Genomic DNA, 14596 nt, shown 5'->3' with positions numbered 1-14596 from the left:
TCGATTAGCGTTGTGCTGTGCTGGCCGACAACAACAATGCCGAAAATGCCTACGCCGTCTGCGTCTACTGCGCCGCCGGTCCCCGCCATCCTGAGCTGCTGACCCTCGCCGGCGACGTCGGCCGCGCCATCGCGGCGAAAGGCTGGACCCTGGTGTCCGGCGGCGGCAACGTCTCGGCGATGGGCGCCGTCGCCGACGGTGCCCGGGAGAACGGCGGCCGCACCGTCGGCGTCATCCCGAAGAAACTGGTGCACCGCGAACTCGCCGATGTGAACGCGAGCGAACTGATCGTCACCGACACCATGCGCGAGCGGAAGCAGATCATGGAGGACCGGTCCGACGCGTTCATCGCGCTGCCCGGCGGCATCGGCACCCTGGAAGAGTTCTTCGAGGCCTGGACGGCCGGCTACCTCAACATGCACGACAAGCCGCTGGTCATGCTCGATCCGCACGGTCACTACGACGGGCTGCTGACCTGGTTGCACACCTTGGTCGACACCGGATACGTGCAGCAGGCCGCGCTCGACCGGCTGGTGGTCGCGAAGGACATCGACGAAGCCATAGCTGCTTGTGCACCGGGTCACACCGCTCATTAGGCTCACCACGCATGAGTGACGAGACATCACGCACCGGCGTCGGCCTGCTTGAGATCGCTAAGCAACTGCCCGGTTTCCTCTCCGACGCCCCGGTGATCCTTCGGGGTCTGATCACCGGCTTCGGTGCCAGCCCGACGGCGAAGACGTCCATCGGCAAGGTGTTCCAGGAACGCGCCGCGGCAAACAAGGACAAGGTCTTCATCAAGTTCGACGACCACCGCATCACCTACGGCCAGGCCAACGCGACGGTGAACCGCTACGCGTCGGTCCTCGCGGCCAAGGGCGTCGGCCCGGGTTCGGTCGTCGGCATCATGCTGCGCAATTCGCCGGACGCCGTGTTGTTGATGCTGGCGACGGTCAAGTGTGGCGCCATCGCCGGGATGATCAACTACAACCAGCGCGGCAATGTCCTGGCGCACAGCCTGGGTCTGCTGAGCGCCAAGGTCCTGGTCGCCGAGTCGGACTTCCTCGAGCCCGTCACCGAGTGCGGCGCCGACCCTGAGCTGACCAAGGGCCTCATCTCGGTCGAGGACCTGCGTGAGCTCGCCATCGGCCAGTCGACCGCCAACCCGGTGGGCACCAGCCAGATCCTGGCCAAGGAGAAGGCGTTCTACATCTTCACCTCGGGCACCACCGGCATGCCCAAGGCCAGCGTCATGACGCACTACCGCTGGCTGCGCGCGCTCGGCGGGTTCGGCGGGTTGGGGCTGCGCCTGAACACCAGCGACACCCTGTACTGCTGCCTGCCGCTGTACCACAACAACGCCCTGACGGTCGCGACGTCGTCGGCTCTCAACGCCGGTGCCGCGCTGGCGCTGGGCAAGTCGTTCTCCGCCTCCCGCTTCTGGGACGAGGTCATCCGCTACGAGGCGACCGCGTTCATCTACATCGGCGAGATTTGCGGCTACCTGCTGAACCAGCCGCCCAAGCCGACGGACCAGGCGCACAATGTCCGCGTCATCGCCGGCAACGGGTTGCGCCCCGCGATCTGGGACGAGTTCACCTCTCGCTTCGGCATCAAGCGCGTGTGCGAGTTCTACGCCGCCAGCGAGGGCAACACCGGCTTCGTCAACGTGTTCAACATCGACAAGACGACCGGCATCTGCCCGTCGCCCGTCGTCTACGTCGAGTACGACCTGGAGACCGGCGAGCCGGCTCGCGGTCCCGACGGCCGGCTGCGCAAGGTCAAGCGTGGCGAGCCGGGCCTGCTGCTCAGCAAGGTCAACAGCCTGCAACCGTTCGACGGCTACACCGACAAGTCGGCCAGCGAGAAGAAGCTGGTGCGCAACGCGTTCAAGGACGGCGACGTCTGGTTCAACACCGGTGACCTGATGCGGTCGCAGGGCTTCGCGCACGCCGCGTTCGCCGACCGCCTCGGCGACACCTTCCGGTGGAAGGGCGAGAACGTGGCCACCACCGAAGTCGAGGCCGCGCTCGGTGCGGACGACCAGGTCGAGGAATGCACCGTCTACGGCGTCGAGGTGCCGGGCTGCGGCGGCCGCGCCGGCATGGCCTCGGTGCAGTTGCGTGACGGTGCCGAGTTCGACGGCGCCGCACTGGCGAAGGCCGGTTTCGAGCACCTGCCCGCCTACGCGGTGCCGCTGTTCATCCGGATCGTGCCCGCGCTGGCGCACACCTCGACGTTCAAGAGCCAGAAGGTCGATCTGCGTAAGCAGGGCTACGGCGACGAGGTGACGGACCCGATCTATGTGCTGGCCGGGCGTGACGAGGGCTACGTGCCCTTCTACCCTGACTACCCGGCCGAGGTGAAGGACGGCAAGAAGCCACGGTAGGCGGCTACGAGCTACGCGCACCCGCACAATCAGCAGGTTTGCGGCAGCCGGATAGCCTGGGAGCCGTGCAGTCCTCTCCACGGGGCCAGTTCCTGGGTCGCCAGGTGGCCGGCGATCGCGCGCTGATCATGGCGATCGTGAACCGCACCCCGGATTCGTTCTATGACCGGGGTGCGACCTTCAGCGACGGCGCTGCCCAGAAGGCAGCGCGCCGGGCCATCGCCGACGGCGCCGACGTCATCGACATCGGCGGCGTCAAGGCCGGGCCGGGCAGTACCGTCGACGCCGACGAGGAGATCGCGCGCGTGGTGCCGTTCATCGAATGGCTCCGGGCCGAATATCCCGACCAGCTGATCAGCGTCGACACCTGGCGCGCCAGTGTGGCCAAGCAGGCCTGCGCGGCCGGAGCCGACCTGATCAACGACACCTGGGCCGGTGCCGACCCCGGGCTACCGGAGGTGGCCGCCGAATTCGGTGCGGGGCTGGTCTGCTCGCACACCGGCGGAGCGGTGCCGCGCACCCGGCCCTTCCGCGTCAACTACGGCGTCACCGAGCGGGGCGTGGTCGACGACGTCATCGCCGAGGTGACGTTAGCGGCGCAGCATGCCGTCGACGTCGGCGTTGCGAGGGACGCCATCCTGATCGACCCGACGCACGATTTCGGCAAGAACACTTACCACGGCCTTAGTTTGTTGCGCCACGTAAAAGATCTTGTAAATACCGGATGGCCAGTGCTGATGGCCCTCAGTAACAAGGATTTTGTGGGGGAGACTCTAGGTGTCGAACTGACCGAGCGCCTGGAGGGGACGCTGGCCGCGACGGCACTCGCCGCCGCTGACGGCGCCGCCATGTTCCGGGTGCACGAGGTGGGCCCCACCCGACGCGTGCTGGAAATGGTCGCGTCGATCCAGGGCGGGCGTCCACCGAGCCGAACAGTGAGGGGACTCGCGTGACCCTAATGCCCGAAATGACCGCCGAATCGATCGCCCGCCATGCGTGGCTGGCCGAGCGGAGCTGGAGCCGGCCCACCTGGACCATCGCCGAACTCGAGGCCGCCAAGGCCGGCCGGACCATCTCGGTGGTGCTGCCGGCGCTGAACGAAGAAGAGACCGTCGCCGACGTCATCGACAGCATCAGCCCACTGTTGGGTGGCCTGGTCGACGAGCTGGTGGTCCTGGACTCCGGTTCGACCGATGAGACCGAGCTGCGGGCCATCGAGGCCGGGGCGCGGGTCGTCAGCCGCGAACAAGCGCTGCCCGAGGTGCCGGTGCAGCCCGGCAAGGGCGAGGCGCTGTGGCGCTCGCTGGCCGCCGCCACCGGTGACATCATCGTGTTCGTCGACTCCGATCTGCTCGACCCCGACCCGATGTTCGTGCCCAAGCTGCTCGGTCCGCTGCTGCTCGCCGACGGTGTGCACCTGGTCAAGGGTTTCTATCGGCGTCCGCTCAAGGTGGGCGGCGCTGAGGACGCCAACGGCGGCGGTCGCGTCACCGAGCTCGTGGCCCGCCCGCTGCTGGCTTCGCTGCGGCCCGAGCTCACATGCCTGCTGCAGCCGCTGGGCGGCGAGTACGCGGGCACCCGGGAGCTGCTGACGTCGGTGGGCTTCGCGCCGGGCTACGGCGTCGAGATCGGCCTGCTGATCGATACCTACGACAAGCTGGGTCTCGATGCCATCGCGCAAGTCAATCTCGGGGTGCGCACGCATCGCAACCGGCCGCTGACAGAGCTGGCCGCGATGAGCCGCCAGGTGATCGCCACGCTGCTGTCGCGCTGCGGCATCAGCGATTCGGGCGTCGGACTGACCCAGTTCTTCGCCGACGGTGACAACTACACGCCGCGGACGTCGACGGTGTCGCTCATCGACCGACCCGCCATGAACACCCTGCGCTGATCCCACTTGTCAGGGTGATCCGGCAGGATCATCGGTGTGACGCTGATTCTGATCTACCTCGTGGTGCTGATCCTGGTCGCGGTGGTGCTGTTCGCTTTGGGCACGGTCCTGTTCGGCCGCGGTGAGCAACTGCCGCCACTGGCCCGGGGCACCACGGCCACCGTGCTGCCCGCCTCCGGCGTCACCGGTGCTGACGTCGACGCCGTCAAGTTCACGCAGACCCTGCGCGGTTACAAGACCAGTGAGGTCGACTGGGTGCTGGACCGGCTGGCACAGGAGCTGGACTCGCTGCGCGGCGAGTTGACGACGTTGCGGGCGCAAACCGCGGACTCCGAGCAATGACCGCACCCGACGGCAAGATCCGGTGCGGCTGGGTCGGCATCGGCGAGTCCGCCGACGCCACGCAGTACCGCGACTACCACGACACCGAATGGGGCCGCCCGTTGCGCGGCACGCAGGCCCTGTTCGAACGCGTGTCGTTGGAGGCATTCCAGAGCGGCCTATCCTGGCTGACCATCCTGCGCAAGCGGGAGAACTTCCGGGCCGCGTTCCACGGGTTCGACGTCGCGAAGGTGGCCGGCTTCGGAGAGAAGGACATCGACCGGCTATTGGCCGATCCCGGCATCGTCCGCAACCGCGCCAAGATCGAGGCGACCATCGCCAACGCCCGCGTGATCGACGGTGGTCTGGACCTCGACGAGCTGCTGTGGTCGTTCGCACCCCCACCGCGGCCCCGCCCGGCCGACCTGGCGCAGGTCCCGGCGACCACGCCGGAATCGGTGGCCATGGCGAAGGAGCTCAAGCGCCGGGGATTTCGGTTCGTCGGCCCGACCACGGCGTATGCGTTGATGCAGGCCACCGGGATGGTCGATGACCACGTGGAGTCGTGTTGGGTACCCCCGCACAGCTGATCAGAGGCCTCACGGGCGGGTCTTTCACACCCGCAGGTAGCGATAGGGAACAATAGACATAGTTCAGTTGCAGTTCAGTGCCGTGAGCCGACCCGAGCCAGTGGGTTGTTCCGGCCTTGATCCGGGACCGTGGATGCGGTCCGGGCGCGTGCGGAGGGAGCACCCGATGGCGGCGATGAAGCCCCGGACCGGCGACGGTCCACTGGAAGCAACCAAAGAGGGGCGCGGCATCGTCATGCGGGTACCGCTGGAAGGTGGCGGTCGTCTGGTGGTCGAGCTGACCCCCGATGAGGCCGCGGCCCTGGGCGACGAACTGAAGAACGTCACCAGCTAGTTCAGTCGCAGACGCTCCGATAGATGCCGAGCGTCTGCTCGGCGACCTGCATCCAGGAGAATTCCTCGATGCACCGCCGACGGCCGGCCTCCCCGAACGTGCGGGCCCGATCGGGGGCGCGGACCAAGGCGTTGACCGCGACCGCGAGCCCCGTCTCAAACCTCACCGCATCGGCGGCGTCGTAGTGCACCAGTAGTCCGGTGATGCCGTCGTCGACCACCTCGGGAATGCCGCCGACGTCCGAGGCGACCACCGCGGTCCCGCAGGCCATGGCTTCGAGGTTGACGATGCCCAGCGGTTCGTAGACCGATGGGCAGACGAAAACTGTTGCCGTCGCGAGAATTTCGCGGATCTTCTCGGTCGGCAGCATCTCCTGGATCCAGTGCACCCCGGCACGCGTCGTGCTGAGCTCCTTCACCGCGGCCGCCACCTCGGCGGCGATCTCCGGGGTGTCGGGTGCGCCGGCACACAGCACCAATTGCACGTCCGGGTCGAAGCGGTGGGCTGCCGCGATCAGATGGCTGACGCCCTTCTGCCGGGTGATCCGCCCGACGAACGCCACGATCGGCCGGTCCGGATCGATCCCGAGGTCGACCAGAGTCTGGCCCGCATCCACCGGATACCAGTCGTCGGTGTCGATCCCGTTGCGCACCACGTGCACTCGCGCGGGGTCCAGCTGAGGGTAGGTGGCCAGCACGTCGGCCCGCATGCCCGCGCTGACCGCGATGACGGCGTCGGCCGCTTCGATCGCTGTGCGCTCAACCCATGACGAGATGCGATAGCCGCCGCCGAGCTGCTCGGCCTTCCACGGCCGTCGCGGTTCCAGCGAGTGTGCGGTCAGTACATGCGGGATGCTGTGCAGCAGTGCGGTGAGGTGTCCGGCCATGCCCGTGTACCAGGTGTGCGAGTGCACCACCGTGGGAACGGCGGCCGGACCGGCGAAGGCGTTGTTGACCATCGCCAGGTCCGCCGACAGCGTCGTCAGGGCCGCGTTGGCCCCGGCGAGTAGCGGGTCGGGCTGGGCCACGAACGCATCTCTGCGGTGCACACCCATGCAGTGGACGTCGACGTCGCACAGCTTCGTCAGCTGCGCGACGAGTTCGGTCACGTGCACGCCCGCGCCGCCGTAGACCTCCGGCGGATACTCCCGAGTCATCATCGCCACCCGCATGTCGATGACGTTAACGCGTAACAGGTTCTCGCGTATGTCTGGCCGCTTCGGTTGGTGCCTATTAGGTTTGGTGCCATGAGGGAACAGCCGCAGGTGCTGGGAATCGTCTTGGCCGGCGGCGAGGGCAAACGGCTGTATCCGCTGACCGCGGACCGCGCCAAGCCCGCGGTACCGTTCGGCGGTGCCTACCGGCTCATCGACTTCGTGCTCTCCAACCTCGTCAACGCCCGTTACCTGCGGATTTGTGTTCTGACGCAATACAAGTCGCACTCGCTGGACCGGCACATCTCGCAGAACTGGCGGCTCTCGGGCCTGGCCGGCGAGTACATCACCCCGGTTCCGGCGCAGCAGCGGCTCGGGCCGCGGTGGTACACCGGCTCGGCCGACGCCATCTACCAGTCGATGAACCTCGTCTACGACGAGGACCCCGACTACATCGTGGTCTTCGGCGCCGACCACGTGTACCGCATGGACCCCGAGCAGATGGTGCGGTTCCACATCGAGAGCGGCGCGGGCGCGACGGTCGCCGGCATCCGGGTGCCGCGGGCCGAGGCGTCGGCATTCGGCTGCATCGACGCCGACGAGTCAGGCCGCATCCGCAGCTTCATCGAGAAGCCGTCGGACCCGCCGGGCACTCCCGACGACCCGGAGCAGACGTTCGTCTCCATGGGCAACTACGTGTTCACCACCAAGGCGCTCATCGACGCCATCCGCGTGGACGCCGAGAACCACGACTCCGATCACGACATGGGCGGCAACATCATTCCGCAGATGGTTGCCGACGGGATGGCCGCCGTCTACGACTTCAATGACAACGAGGTGCCCGGGGCCACCGAACGTGACCACGGCTACTGGCGCGATGTCGGAACACTCGACGCGTTCTACGACGCCCACATGGACCTGGTGTCGGTGCACCCGGTGTTCAACCTCTACAACCGGCGCTGGCCCATCCTCGGCGAATCGGAGCACCTGGCCCCGGCCAAGTTCGTCAACGGCGGCGCGGCGCAGGAATCGGTGGTCGGCGCGGGCAGCATCATTTCGGCTGCGTCCGTGCGCAACTCGGTGCTGTCGTCCAACGTCGTGATCGACGACGGCGCCATCGTCGAGGGCAGCGTGATCATGCCCGGCGCGCGCGTCGGTCGGGGAGCGGTGGTCCGGCACGCGATCTTGGACAAGAACGTGGTCGTCGGACCCGGCGAGATGGTCGGTGTGGACCTGGAGAAGGACCGCGAACGCTTTTCGGTCAGCGCCGGCGGTGTGGTCGCAGTCGGTAAGGGCGTCTGGATTTAGCGCGGCCAGAATCGAGAGCGCAGTCCCGCGTCGATGACTTTCGGCCCTGGGCACCAGTGGGTTCGGCGTGTGACATCTATGGGGTGCCTCACGCCGACAGCCCGCATCGAATCCCGGCTGCCTCTGCAGCAATTGATGTCGACCACGATGAAAATCGGGGCGGCATGTGGGGGCCCTGGGCGCCGCCACAGGTGATGCCGGCTGCTTACATCACCGCCGACGGCGAACTCGTCGTCAGGGACTTGCCGATACCGAGCCCAGGGCCGGGCGAAATACTGCTCCGCACCGTCGTGTCCGCGTTATGCGGAACAGACCTGCACCGTTTCCGCGGAGCGACGTCCTACGGGGCAGACACGGATGTCTACGGTCATGAATCGGTGGGCACGGTTGTGCGCTGTGATTCGGGCCGATTCAGACCCGGGCAGCGAGTTCTCCACGTGCCTTTCCCCACGGACGGCAAGGTGTTCGCGCCGTATCAGCTTGCGCGGGAGACCAACGTCGTTCCGCTGCCGGAGGAATTGTCCGCTGAGGTTGGTGTGTTCGCCCAACAACTCGGCACGGTGATCTATGCACTTCGCAACTTCTGGCCGTGGCCCGAACCGCCGCGGCGGGCGTTCGTCGCCGGGGCGGGTCCTGCGGGATTGCTGTTCATCCAGATGCTCCGCCTCCGCGGATGCACCGAGATCTATGTCTGTGAGCCCGATGAACACCGTCTTGGACTCGCGGTGGCGTTGGGCGCGCTTCCGGCCGGTGCCGATACCCCCTCAGCCGAGCTGAGCGTGGATGCCAGTGGCATGGCCGGTGTGCGCCACGCGTGCTGGCAACGCGCGTGTCAGCACGGCACCATCGGCATCTACGGCCTGCCCGACCACGAACCGGGCGACCTGGAAATCTCGGTGCTGGAAATCGTGAGCAAGAACCTGCGCGTGGTCGGCGCCATCGGCTCGCAGGCAGAACCCGGTCTGGTTTCATTCTGCGAGGCGGTTCATCTCCTCGCGGCTGCAGAAGTACACGTCGAACAACTCATTTCGCATCGAATCGGCCTGGAAGGACTCCCTGAAATCGCTGCACGTGCAGCCCACGTGCAGGACAACGTTGTGAAAGTCCTGGTCAGATTCCCCAATCAGCCAGCGAGTGCCGGGCCGTACCGGCGCGAGATGGGCTGGCCCGGGCGAAGCGTTTGACCGATTGAATCCACCCAGCTCCACCCGCTCGGCATGCGCCCGCGGTCACCACACGTAGGGCAGCAAGCGATAGCGCACCTTCTCGGTGTACGCGTCGTAGCCCGGCAGCTCGGCGCGCAGCATCTTCTCCTCGTCGAAAATCCGGATCGCCAGCGCCGGGGCACTCGCGATCACCGGCACCAGTCCCCAGTAGGAGCCGAGCGCGAGCGGGGTCGCGAACATCATGATCAGCGCGCAGATGTACATGGGGTGCCGCACGATGCCGTACAGCCCGGTCGAGATCACGGGCTGTCCGGCCTCGACGGAGATGCTCGCGCCCGCGAAGTTGTTCTGGATCACCACCCACTGGGCCGCCACCAGCGATACACCCACGACGGCGTTGCCCAGCACCACCACCGCCGTCGGCACGCTGGACCAGCCGAACCGCCAGTCCAGGGCGCTGACCACCCCGGTCGCGAACACCGACGTCAGGACCGCCCACATGACGAGCTTCTGCACGGGTCGGGTCTCGGCCTTCGGGCCGCCGTGCATCCGCCGGGCCAGCGCCTCGGGGTGCTTGACCGCCAGGTACATGCTCGGACCCATGGTGGCGATCATGAACACCGCGATGAAAACCCAGGCCTGCCAGTAGTGGATGGTGCCGGCCGGTACACACAGCAACACGGCGAAGAAGATGACGCCCAGGACGGCTGACGCGAGCGCCTGCATGGCCAGTTTCATGGTTTCTCCTACCGTAGATCGCGGCGCCGGAAGGCCAAGGTGCCCACGATGATCAGAGCCGCATCCAGGACCAGCAGCCACACCAGGGGGATTGCGGTGAAGCCTCCGCTACCGACTCGCGGGACGTGGCTGAACGGGTCGAGGTCCAACAGCCAGTGCGGTGAATTCGCCAGTGAGCCAAGCAGATACACCGCGATGAACCCGACCAGCACGCCCCATGCGGCCGGGGTGAACCGCGGCGCCGCGCCGAACAACACCGTCGTCACCGCCACCAGGAGCCACAGGGCGGGCAATTGCACGGCCGCAGAGCCCAATACCAGCGGCAGCTTGCCGCCGATGTCGCCCGCCGCGGCGCCGTAGGTGAATCCGGCCAGTAGACCTGACGTCAGCATCGCGGTGGTCGTCCCGGCCAGAGCGATGACCAGATAGCCGGTCAGCCAACGGGTTCGGCTCACCGCCCCGGCGAGCACCGTCTCGGCGCGCTGGCCGCTCTCCTCCTGATGAGTCCGCAGCGCCAGCGAGACCGCGAATGCGGCGGCCACCATTCCCAGCATGTTGAAAGCGATCGAGATGAACGCCTGCTCCAGTGCGCCGGTGCCGCCGAGTCGGGTGATGATGTCGCGGGCCGAGTCGCTACCGCCCAGCTCGTCGCCGATACCGTGCACGACGCTGCCGACCAACAGCCCGTACAGCCCGAGCCCGATGGTCCACACCACTACCGAACCGCGGCAGAGGCGCCAGGCCAAACCCGTTGGCCCGCTGAGTAATCCGGTGGACCGTGGCCGGCCGCGCCGTTCAGCGAACATCCCGGCGCCGACGTCGCGGGCACCCTGGAGCTGGTACGCCAGTACCACCAGGGCGACGGTCAGCGTCAGATGCAGCGCCAGCACTGCGAACCGGTCACCGGCATACGGGCGTACCAACAGCGACCAGCCCAACGGCGATGCCCAGGAGAGCTCGCTGCCGCCGGCATCGCCGACGGCACGCAGGGTGAACGCGGCGCCGAGTACTCCGAAGGCAATACCGCGGGAGACTCGAGCGCTGGCGGAGAGTTGGGCGGCCACGGCGGCCACGGCGGTGAACACCAGCCCGGAAGCGGCCAGCGCGCAATTGAATGCCAGTGAACCCATAACGGGCACATCGGTTTTCAGCAGGCCGAGAAATCCGATGAACCCGGTCAGCAGCGCGGCGCCGCCGGTCATTAGCAGCGCGGCGGTCAGGCCCGCGTTGCGGCCGACGGCCGTCGAGTCGATCAACTCGGTGCGTCCGGCCTCCTCGTCCGCGCGCGTGTGCCGGATCATCGTCAGGATGACGGCGACAGCGATCAGCACGTGGAACATGCCGGCTTTCCAGATGCCGGCGGCGCCGAGGCTGTCGTTGTAGATGTTGCCGTAGATCGCGCGTTGGGCCGGGCTGGCCATGATGCTCGCGACGAAACCGGCGCGCCCCGCTGCGGTGGGGTAGACGGCCGCGATGCTGCCGATGTACACCGTGGCCAGCGGCAGGGACAGCAGCAGTACCCACAGCGGCAGCACGATGCGGTCGGTACGTAGGTAAAGACGAAGCAGCCCAAGAGTTCCGGCGAAGCTGGACGACCCCGCGGCAGTACGGTCGGGCTGCGCCGGCCGCGCCAGGACGGCGGTCATGCCCGCACCTCCTCGGGTTCGCGGCGCGCACGACCTTGGTCGTGGTGGCCGTAGTGCCGCAGGAACAGATCCTCCAACGTCGGCGGCTGGCTCACCAGCGAACGCACGCCGGCATCGCCGAGCGCTTTGATGACGGCGCCGAGGCTCTCGGATTCGACCCGGGCGGTGAGCATCCGACCGTCGAAGACGATGTCGGAAACCCCTGGCAGATGGTCGATCCGGCCCGGGTTGTTGATCATGTCGGCCTTGATTGTGGTGCTCGACAGGTGCCGCATCGAATCCAGCGTTCCGGTCTCCACGGTCCGGCCGGCACGGATGATCGTCACTCGCTGGCACAGCCGTTCGGTCTCGGCCAGGATGTGGCTCGACAGCAGGACGGTGGTACCGCGACGGGCCGCCTCGGCAACGCACTGCTGAAAGATGTTCTCCATCAACGGATCCAGGCCGCTGCTGGGTTCGTCGAGCAGCAGCAGGTCGGCATTCGAGGCGAAAGCGGAGATCAGCGAGACCTTCTGCCGGTTGCCTTTCGAGTACGTGCGGGTCTTCTTGGTGGGGTCGAGGTCGAATCGCTCGGTGAGTTCGGCGCGGCGTTTCTCGTCGATACCGCCACGCATGCGGGCCAGCAGGTCGATGGTCTCGCCGCCGGTCAGGGTTGGCCACAGTGTGACATCGCCTGGGACGTAGGCGATATTGCGGTGCAGTGCCACTGCGTCGGTCCAGGGGTCGCCGCCGAGCAGTCGGACCATGCCGGAGTCCGCGCGGACGAGCCCGAGCAGGATGCGGATGGTCGTCGACTTGCCTGCGCCGTTGGGTCCGAGGAAACCGTGTACCTCGCCGCGCTGGACTCTCAGATTCAGCCCGTCGAGTGCCCGGACCGAGCCGAAGTTCTTTGTCAGGGTGTCGATTTCGATGGCGTCTGTAGCGGCGTTCACATTCACTCCTCGGTGGTGGTGACGATGGGTTGGCCCGCTTCGCGTCGGGCCAGGAAGGCTTCGTACATGGTCGAGTCGGTCAAGAGGCCTTCGGTGTAGAGCTCGAGCGACGGCAGCAACATGTCCTCGGCGTAGTCGTGCAGCACCTTGCGGTAATCCGTCGGGTCGTCGTGCAGCTGGATGTAGGTCAGGAGTGCGCCGCCGCCGGTCAGTGCCATGAACATGGCACGGGCCTTGGGGTCTCGGCTGGGTTTGAGGGTGCCGGCGCGGACACCCTCTTCGAGATAGCCTTCGGCGTTCTCGATCATGCTCTGCCACAACGACTTCGCGAGGTCGCCGCCGGTTTGCAGCGCCCGCATCAGGTAGGCGGTCATGGGTGCGAAGGACTCGATCTCGGCGAGTTGGGCGAACCACGCGCTCGGGCTGGCGTTCTGCAACGACTCGCTCTTGGCGGCCCGGACGGTCTCGATGACGTGGGCATCGCACGCTTCCCGCAGTTTCTCCTTGGAGCCGAAGTGATGGATCACCAATGCCGCGCTGACCCCGGCGGCCGCGGCGATGCTGCGCACGCTGGCGGAGAACCCGTGCTCGCCGAACTGTTCGATCGCCGCGTCCCGGATCCGGGCGACGGTGGTGAGGTCTTCGACTGAACGCATGTTCAATACGCTAAACACGCGTTCAGTCGGGCGTCAAGGATCTGTTGCGTCAAAGGGGCGTAAAGATTTGGCGGCACGCGATGAGATCAGGTGCGCACGCCGTCGATCCTGCGGTGCGGGTCTCGGTTACTCGGGCTCTTGTGCCCTGAGTACAGGGTCGACGCACGTCGGCGGGGTTTGGCCGTTGAGCCTGTGGTGACGGTGTTGGTTACTCGGCCTTTTGCGCCGTGAGTTCAGGATCAATGCGCGGGCGAGACGATCTCTAGTCGCGGACTGCGGCCAGCAACCCGTCGCCCAGCGGCACCAGGACCGGGGTCAGTCGCTCGTCCTCGGCGATGACGCGGGTGGCGTCGCGTACCGCGGTCACATCGCGATCGTTGGCGGTGGCGTCCCCGGCGCGACCGCCGAGCGCGGCCCGGTGCATGACGATAACGCCGCCCGGCCGCAGCAGGCGGACGCCCTCGGCGACGAATTGCGGCTGGTCGACGGGTTCACCGTCGATGAACACCAGGTCGTACGACTCGTCAGCCAGCCGGGTCAGGACTTCCTGCGCGCGGCCCACGATCAGCCGGGTCCGCGACGGTCCGACGCCCGCTGCGATGAACGCCTGCTTGGCCAGCCGCTGGTGCTCAGGCTCGATGTCGATGGTGGTCAGGACACCGTCGTCGCGCATGCCGGACAGCAGCCACAGTCCACTCACGCCGGCGCCCGTTCCGACCTCGACGACGGCCTTGGCCGATGCGATCTTGGCGAGCACGCTCAGCAGCGCGCCGACGGCCGGGGTGATCGGATTGGCTCCGCTCTCCTCTGCCCGTTCCCGGGCCGCCGCGGTGATCGGTTCCTCGGTGATGGACCGCTCGGCGTGCTTCACGATGGCCTCGGCCGTGCTGGGCTTGGGAGCGGCGGCCGGTGCAGCGGCGACCGGCTGGGTCGGCGCCGGAGCGGGGGCGGGGGCGGCCGGAGCCGACCCAGCCGGCGCAGGCTGGCCGCTACCGGCCGAAACCGTCGGGTCATCGGTGCTGGACATGTCCGCAGCGTAACCAACGGCCGGCTGGCCGGCGCTCAGCACACGCTCAACACGGTGAGCTGACCTTCGGGTCGATCCGGCGGCTGCTCTGAAGGCCGCTCCGGAGGCTGAGGGCCGACCCTGAGCGACGGCGCGCCACGCCCGGGATGCAACGTTAAGTTTTGGCGAACATTTGTGGGGTATTCGCAGGTCATGGTCCTGGAATCCGGTTTCTCAGGAAAAGTTCAGTATGCTCATACATCAACCTCACCAGGGTGGGGAACCGTAATCGCCATGCACGCGAGTGTGAATGATCTGCAAGCCGATTCCGGCCTCCGGCGGTCGCCGGATATCCGCGGCATCGGGAATATCGGACTCCAGGTACCGGTTGGTCTGGATACGTCGTGTACCTACGACGAGGAACCCACCGAACTGGAGATTGCCACGACCACCATTACGGGAACTG

Annotated in this window: 15 protein-coding genes; 9 read left to right on the top strand and 6 right to left on the bottom strand. The window is 67.0% G+C overall.

What is annotated here, in order from left to right:
• The first annotated feature begins 20 nt into the window (after nucleotides 1-20).
• The 7 genes from log to AC3WTE_RS21700 all read left to right on the top strand — a co-directional run bounded on the left by log (nucleotide 21) and on the right by AC3WTE_RS21700 (nucleotide 5525).
• Nucleotides 21-596 carry a cytokinin riboside 5'-monophosphate phosphoribohydrolase gene (log, locus tag AC3WTE_RS21730; protein ID WP_459370248.1) on the top strand — a complete coding sequence of 192 codons (576 nt, stop codon included), beginning with the start codon at nucleotides 21-23 and terminating at the stop codon, nucleotides 594-596.
• Between the two features lie 11 nt (nucleotides 597-607).
• On the top strand, nucleotides 608-2389 hold the full coding sequence (gene fadD6 / locus AC3WTE_RS21725) for a long-chain-acyl-CoA synthetase FadD6 (RefSeq protein WP_492440812.1): 1782 nt from the start codon (nucleotides 608-610) through the stop codon (nucleotides 2387-2389).
• A 128-nt stretch (nucleotides 2390-2517) separates the two neighbouring features.
• Nucleotides 2518-3342, top strand: coding sequence for a dihydropteroate synthase (gene folP / locus AC3WTE_RS21720; protein WP_492440959.1), 825 nt, complete (start codon nucleotides 2518-2520; stop codon nucleotides 3340-3342).
• Nucleotides 3343-3347: 5 nt separating this feature from the next.
• Nucleotides 3348-4280: a glucosyl-3-phosphoglycerate synthase gene (locus AC3WTE_RS21715; RefSeq protein WP_492440810.1), complete on the top strand. Its 933-nt coding sequence runs from the start codon at nucleotides 3348-3350 to the stop codon at nucleotides 4278-4280.
• Between the two features lie 36 nt (nucleotides 4281-4316).
• A complete protein-coding gene (locus AC3WTE_RS21710; protein WP_459368675.1) occupies nucleotides 4317-4622 on the top strand; it encodes a DivIVA domain-containing protein in 306 nt (101 codons plus the stop codon).
• Nucleotides 4619-5191, top strand: a complete 573-nt coding sequence (locus AC3WTE_RS21705) for a DNA-3-methyladenine glycosylase I (RefSeq protein ID WP_492440808.1) — start codon at nucleotides 4619-4621, stop codon at nucleotides 5189-5191. Before AC3WTE_RS21710 ends, AC3WTE_RS21705 begins: the two co-directional genes overlap by 4 nt.
• A 166-nt stretch (nucleotides 5192-5357) precedes the next feature.
• Nucleotides 5358-5525 carry a DUF3117 domain-containing protein gene (locus AC3WTE_RS21700; protein ID WP_005059648.1) on the top strand — a complete coding sequence of 56 codons (168 nt, stop codon included), beginning with the start codon at nucleotides 5358-5360 and terminating at the stop codon, nucleotides 5523-5525.
• Between the two features lies 1 nt (nucleotide 5526).
• Here AC3WTE_RS21700 and glgA read toward each other — a convergent pair whose 3' ends face one another.
• A complete protein-coding gene (gene glgA, locus AC3WTE_RS21695; RefSeq protein ID WP_492440806.1) occupies nucleotides 5527-6696 on the bottom strand; it encodes a glycogen synthase in 1170 nt (389 codons plus the stop codon).
• 75 nt (nucleotides 6697-6771) lie between these two features.
• Between glgA and glgC the strand changes: the two genes are divergently transcribed.
• Both glgC and AC3WTE_RS21685 read left to right on the top strand, forming a co-directional pair.
• The gene (glgC, locus tag AC3WTE_RS21690; protein ID WP_492440804.1) at nucleotides 6772-7986 is read left to right on the top strand and encodes a glucose-1-phosphate adenylyltransferase; all 1215 of its coding nucleotides are present in this window, start codon (nucleotides 6772-6774) and stop codon (nucleotides 7984-7986) included.
• Nucleotides 7987-8150: 164 nt separating this feature from the next.
• A complete protein-coding gene (locus AC3WTE_RS21685; protein ID WP_492440802.1) occupies nucleotides 8151-9170 on the top strand; it encodes a zinc-dependent alcohol dehydrogenase in 1020 nt (339 codons plus the stop codon).
• 45 nt (nucleotides 9171-9215) lie between these two features.
• Here AC3WTE_RS21685 and AC3WTE_RS21680 read toward each other — a convergent pair whose 3' ends face one another.
• The 5 genes from AC3WTE_RS21680 to AC3WTE_RS21660 all read right to left on the bottom strand — a co-directional run bounded on the left by AC3WTE_RS21680 (nucleotide 9216) and on the right by AC3WTE_RS21660 (nucleotide 14151).
• Entirely contained in the window at nucleotides 9216-9890 is a 675-nt protein-coding gene (locus AC3WTE_RS21680) for a methyltransferase family protein (protein WP_492440800.1), read from the bottom strand.
• A gap of 8 nt (nucleotides 9891-9898) precedes the next feature.
• Nucleotides 9899-11536: an ABC transporter permease gene (locus AC3WTE_RS21675; protein ID WP_492440798.1), complete on the bottom strand. Its 1638-nt coding sequence runs from the start codon at nucleotides 11534-11536 to the stop codon at nucleotides 9899-9901.
• On the bottom strand, nucleotides 11533-12474 hold the full coding sequence (locus AC3WTE_RS21670; RefSeq protein WP_492440796.1) for an ABC transporter ATP-binding protein: 942 nt from the start codon (nucleotides 12472-12474) through the stop codon (nucleotides 11533-11535). Before AC3WTE_RS21670 ends, AC3WTE_RS21675 begins: the two co-directional genes overlap by 4 nt.
• The gene (locus AC3WTE_RS21665) at nucleotides 12471-13124 is read right to left on the bottom strand and encodes a TetR/AcrR family transcriptional regulator (RefSeq protein WP_492440795.1); all 654 of its coding nucleotides are present in this window, start codon (nucleotides 13122-13124) and stop codon (nucleotides 12471-12473) included. The genes AC3WTE_RS21670 and AC3WTE_RS21665 overlap by 4 nt, the downstream gene beginning before the upstream one ends.
• A gap of 262 nt (nucleotides 13125-13386) precedes the next feature.
• Nucleotides 13387-14151: an O-methyltransferase gene (locus AC3WTE_RS21660; RefSeq protein WP_492440793.1), complete on the bottom strand. Its 765-nt coding sequence runs from the start codon at nucleotides 14149-14151 to the stop codon at nucleotides 13387-13389.
• Nucleotides 14152-14596 lie beyond the last annotated feature (445 nt).

The sequence above is a fragment of the Mycobacterium sp. FW102-FHT13B02 genome, from assembly GCF_058790275.1.
This window is presented reverse-complemented; position numbering and strand designations above follow the sequence as displayed.

Bases quoted from the DNA above. Each gene is read 5' to 3' on its own strand.
- fadD6 (WP_492440812.1), top strand. From the start codon at position 608: ATGAGTGACGAGACATCACGCACCGGCGTCGGCCTGCTTGAGATCGCT.
- folP (WP_492440959.1), top strand. From the start codon at position 2,518: ATGGCGATCGTGAACCGCACCCCGGATTCGTTCTATGACCGGGGTGCG.
- AC3WTE_RS21715 (WP_492440810.1), top strand. From the start codon at position 3,348: ATGCCCGAAATGACCGCCGAATCGATCGCCCGCCATGCGTGGCTGGCC.
- AC3WTE_RS21705 (WP_492440808.1), top strand. From the start codon at position 4,619: ATGACCGCACCCGACGGCAAGATCCGGTGCGGCTGGGTCGGCATCGGC.
- AC3WTE_RS21700 (WP_005059648.1), top strand. From the start codon at position 5,358: ATGGCGGCGATGAAGCCCCGGACCGGCGACGGTCCACTGGAAGCAACC.
- glgA (WP_492440806.1), bottom strand. From the start codon at position 6,696: ATGCGGGTGGCGATGATGACTCGGGAGTATCCGCCGGAGGTCTACGGC.
- glgC (WP_492440804.1), top strand. From the start codon at position 6,772: ATGAGGGAACAGCCGCAGGTGCTGGGAATCGTCTTGGCCGGCGGCGAG.
- AC3WTE_RS21685 (WP_492440802.1), top strand. From the start codon at position 8,151: ATGTGGGGGCCCTGGGCGCCGCCACAGGTGATGCCGGCTGCTTACATC.
- AC3WTE_RS21680 (WP_492440800.1), bottom strand. From the start codon at position 9,890: ATGAAACTGGCCATGCAGGCGCTCGCGTCAGCCGTCCTGGGCGTCATC.
- AC3WTE_RS21675 (WP_492440798.1), bottom strand. From the start codon at position 11,536: ATGACCGCCGTCCTGGCGCGGCCGGCGCAGCCCGACCGTACTGCCGCG.
- AC3WTE_RS21665 (WP_492440795.1), bottom strand. From the start codon at position 13,124: ATGCGTTCAGTCGAAGACCTCACCACCGTCGCCCGGATCCGGGACGCG.
- AC3WTE_RS21660 (WP_492440793.1), bottom strand. From the start codon at position 14,151: ATGTCCAGCACCGATGACCCGACGGTTTCGGCCGGTAGCGGCCAGCCT.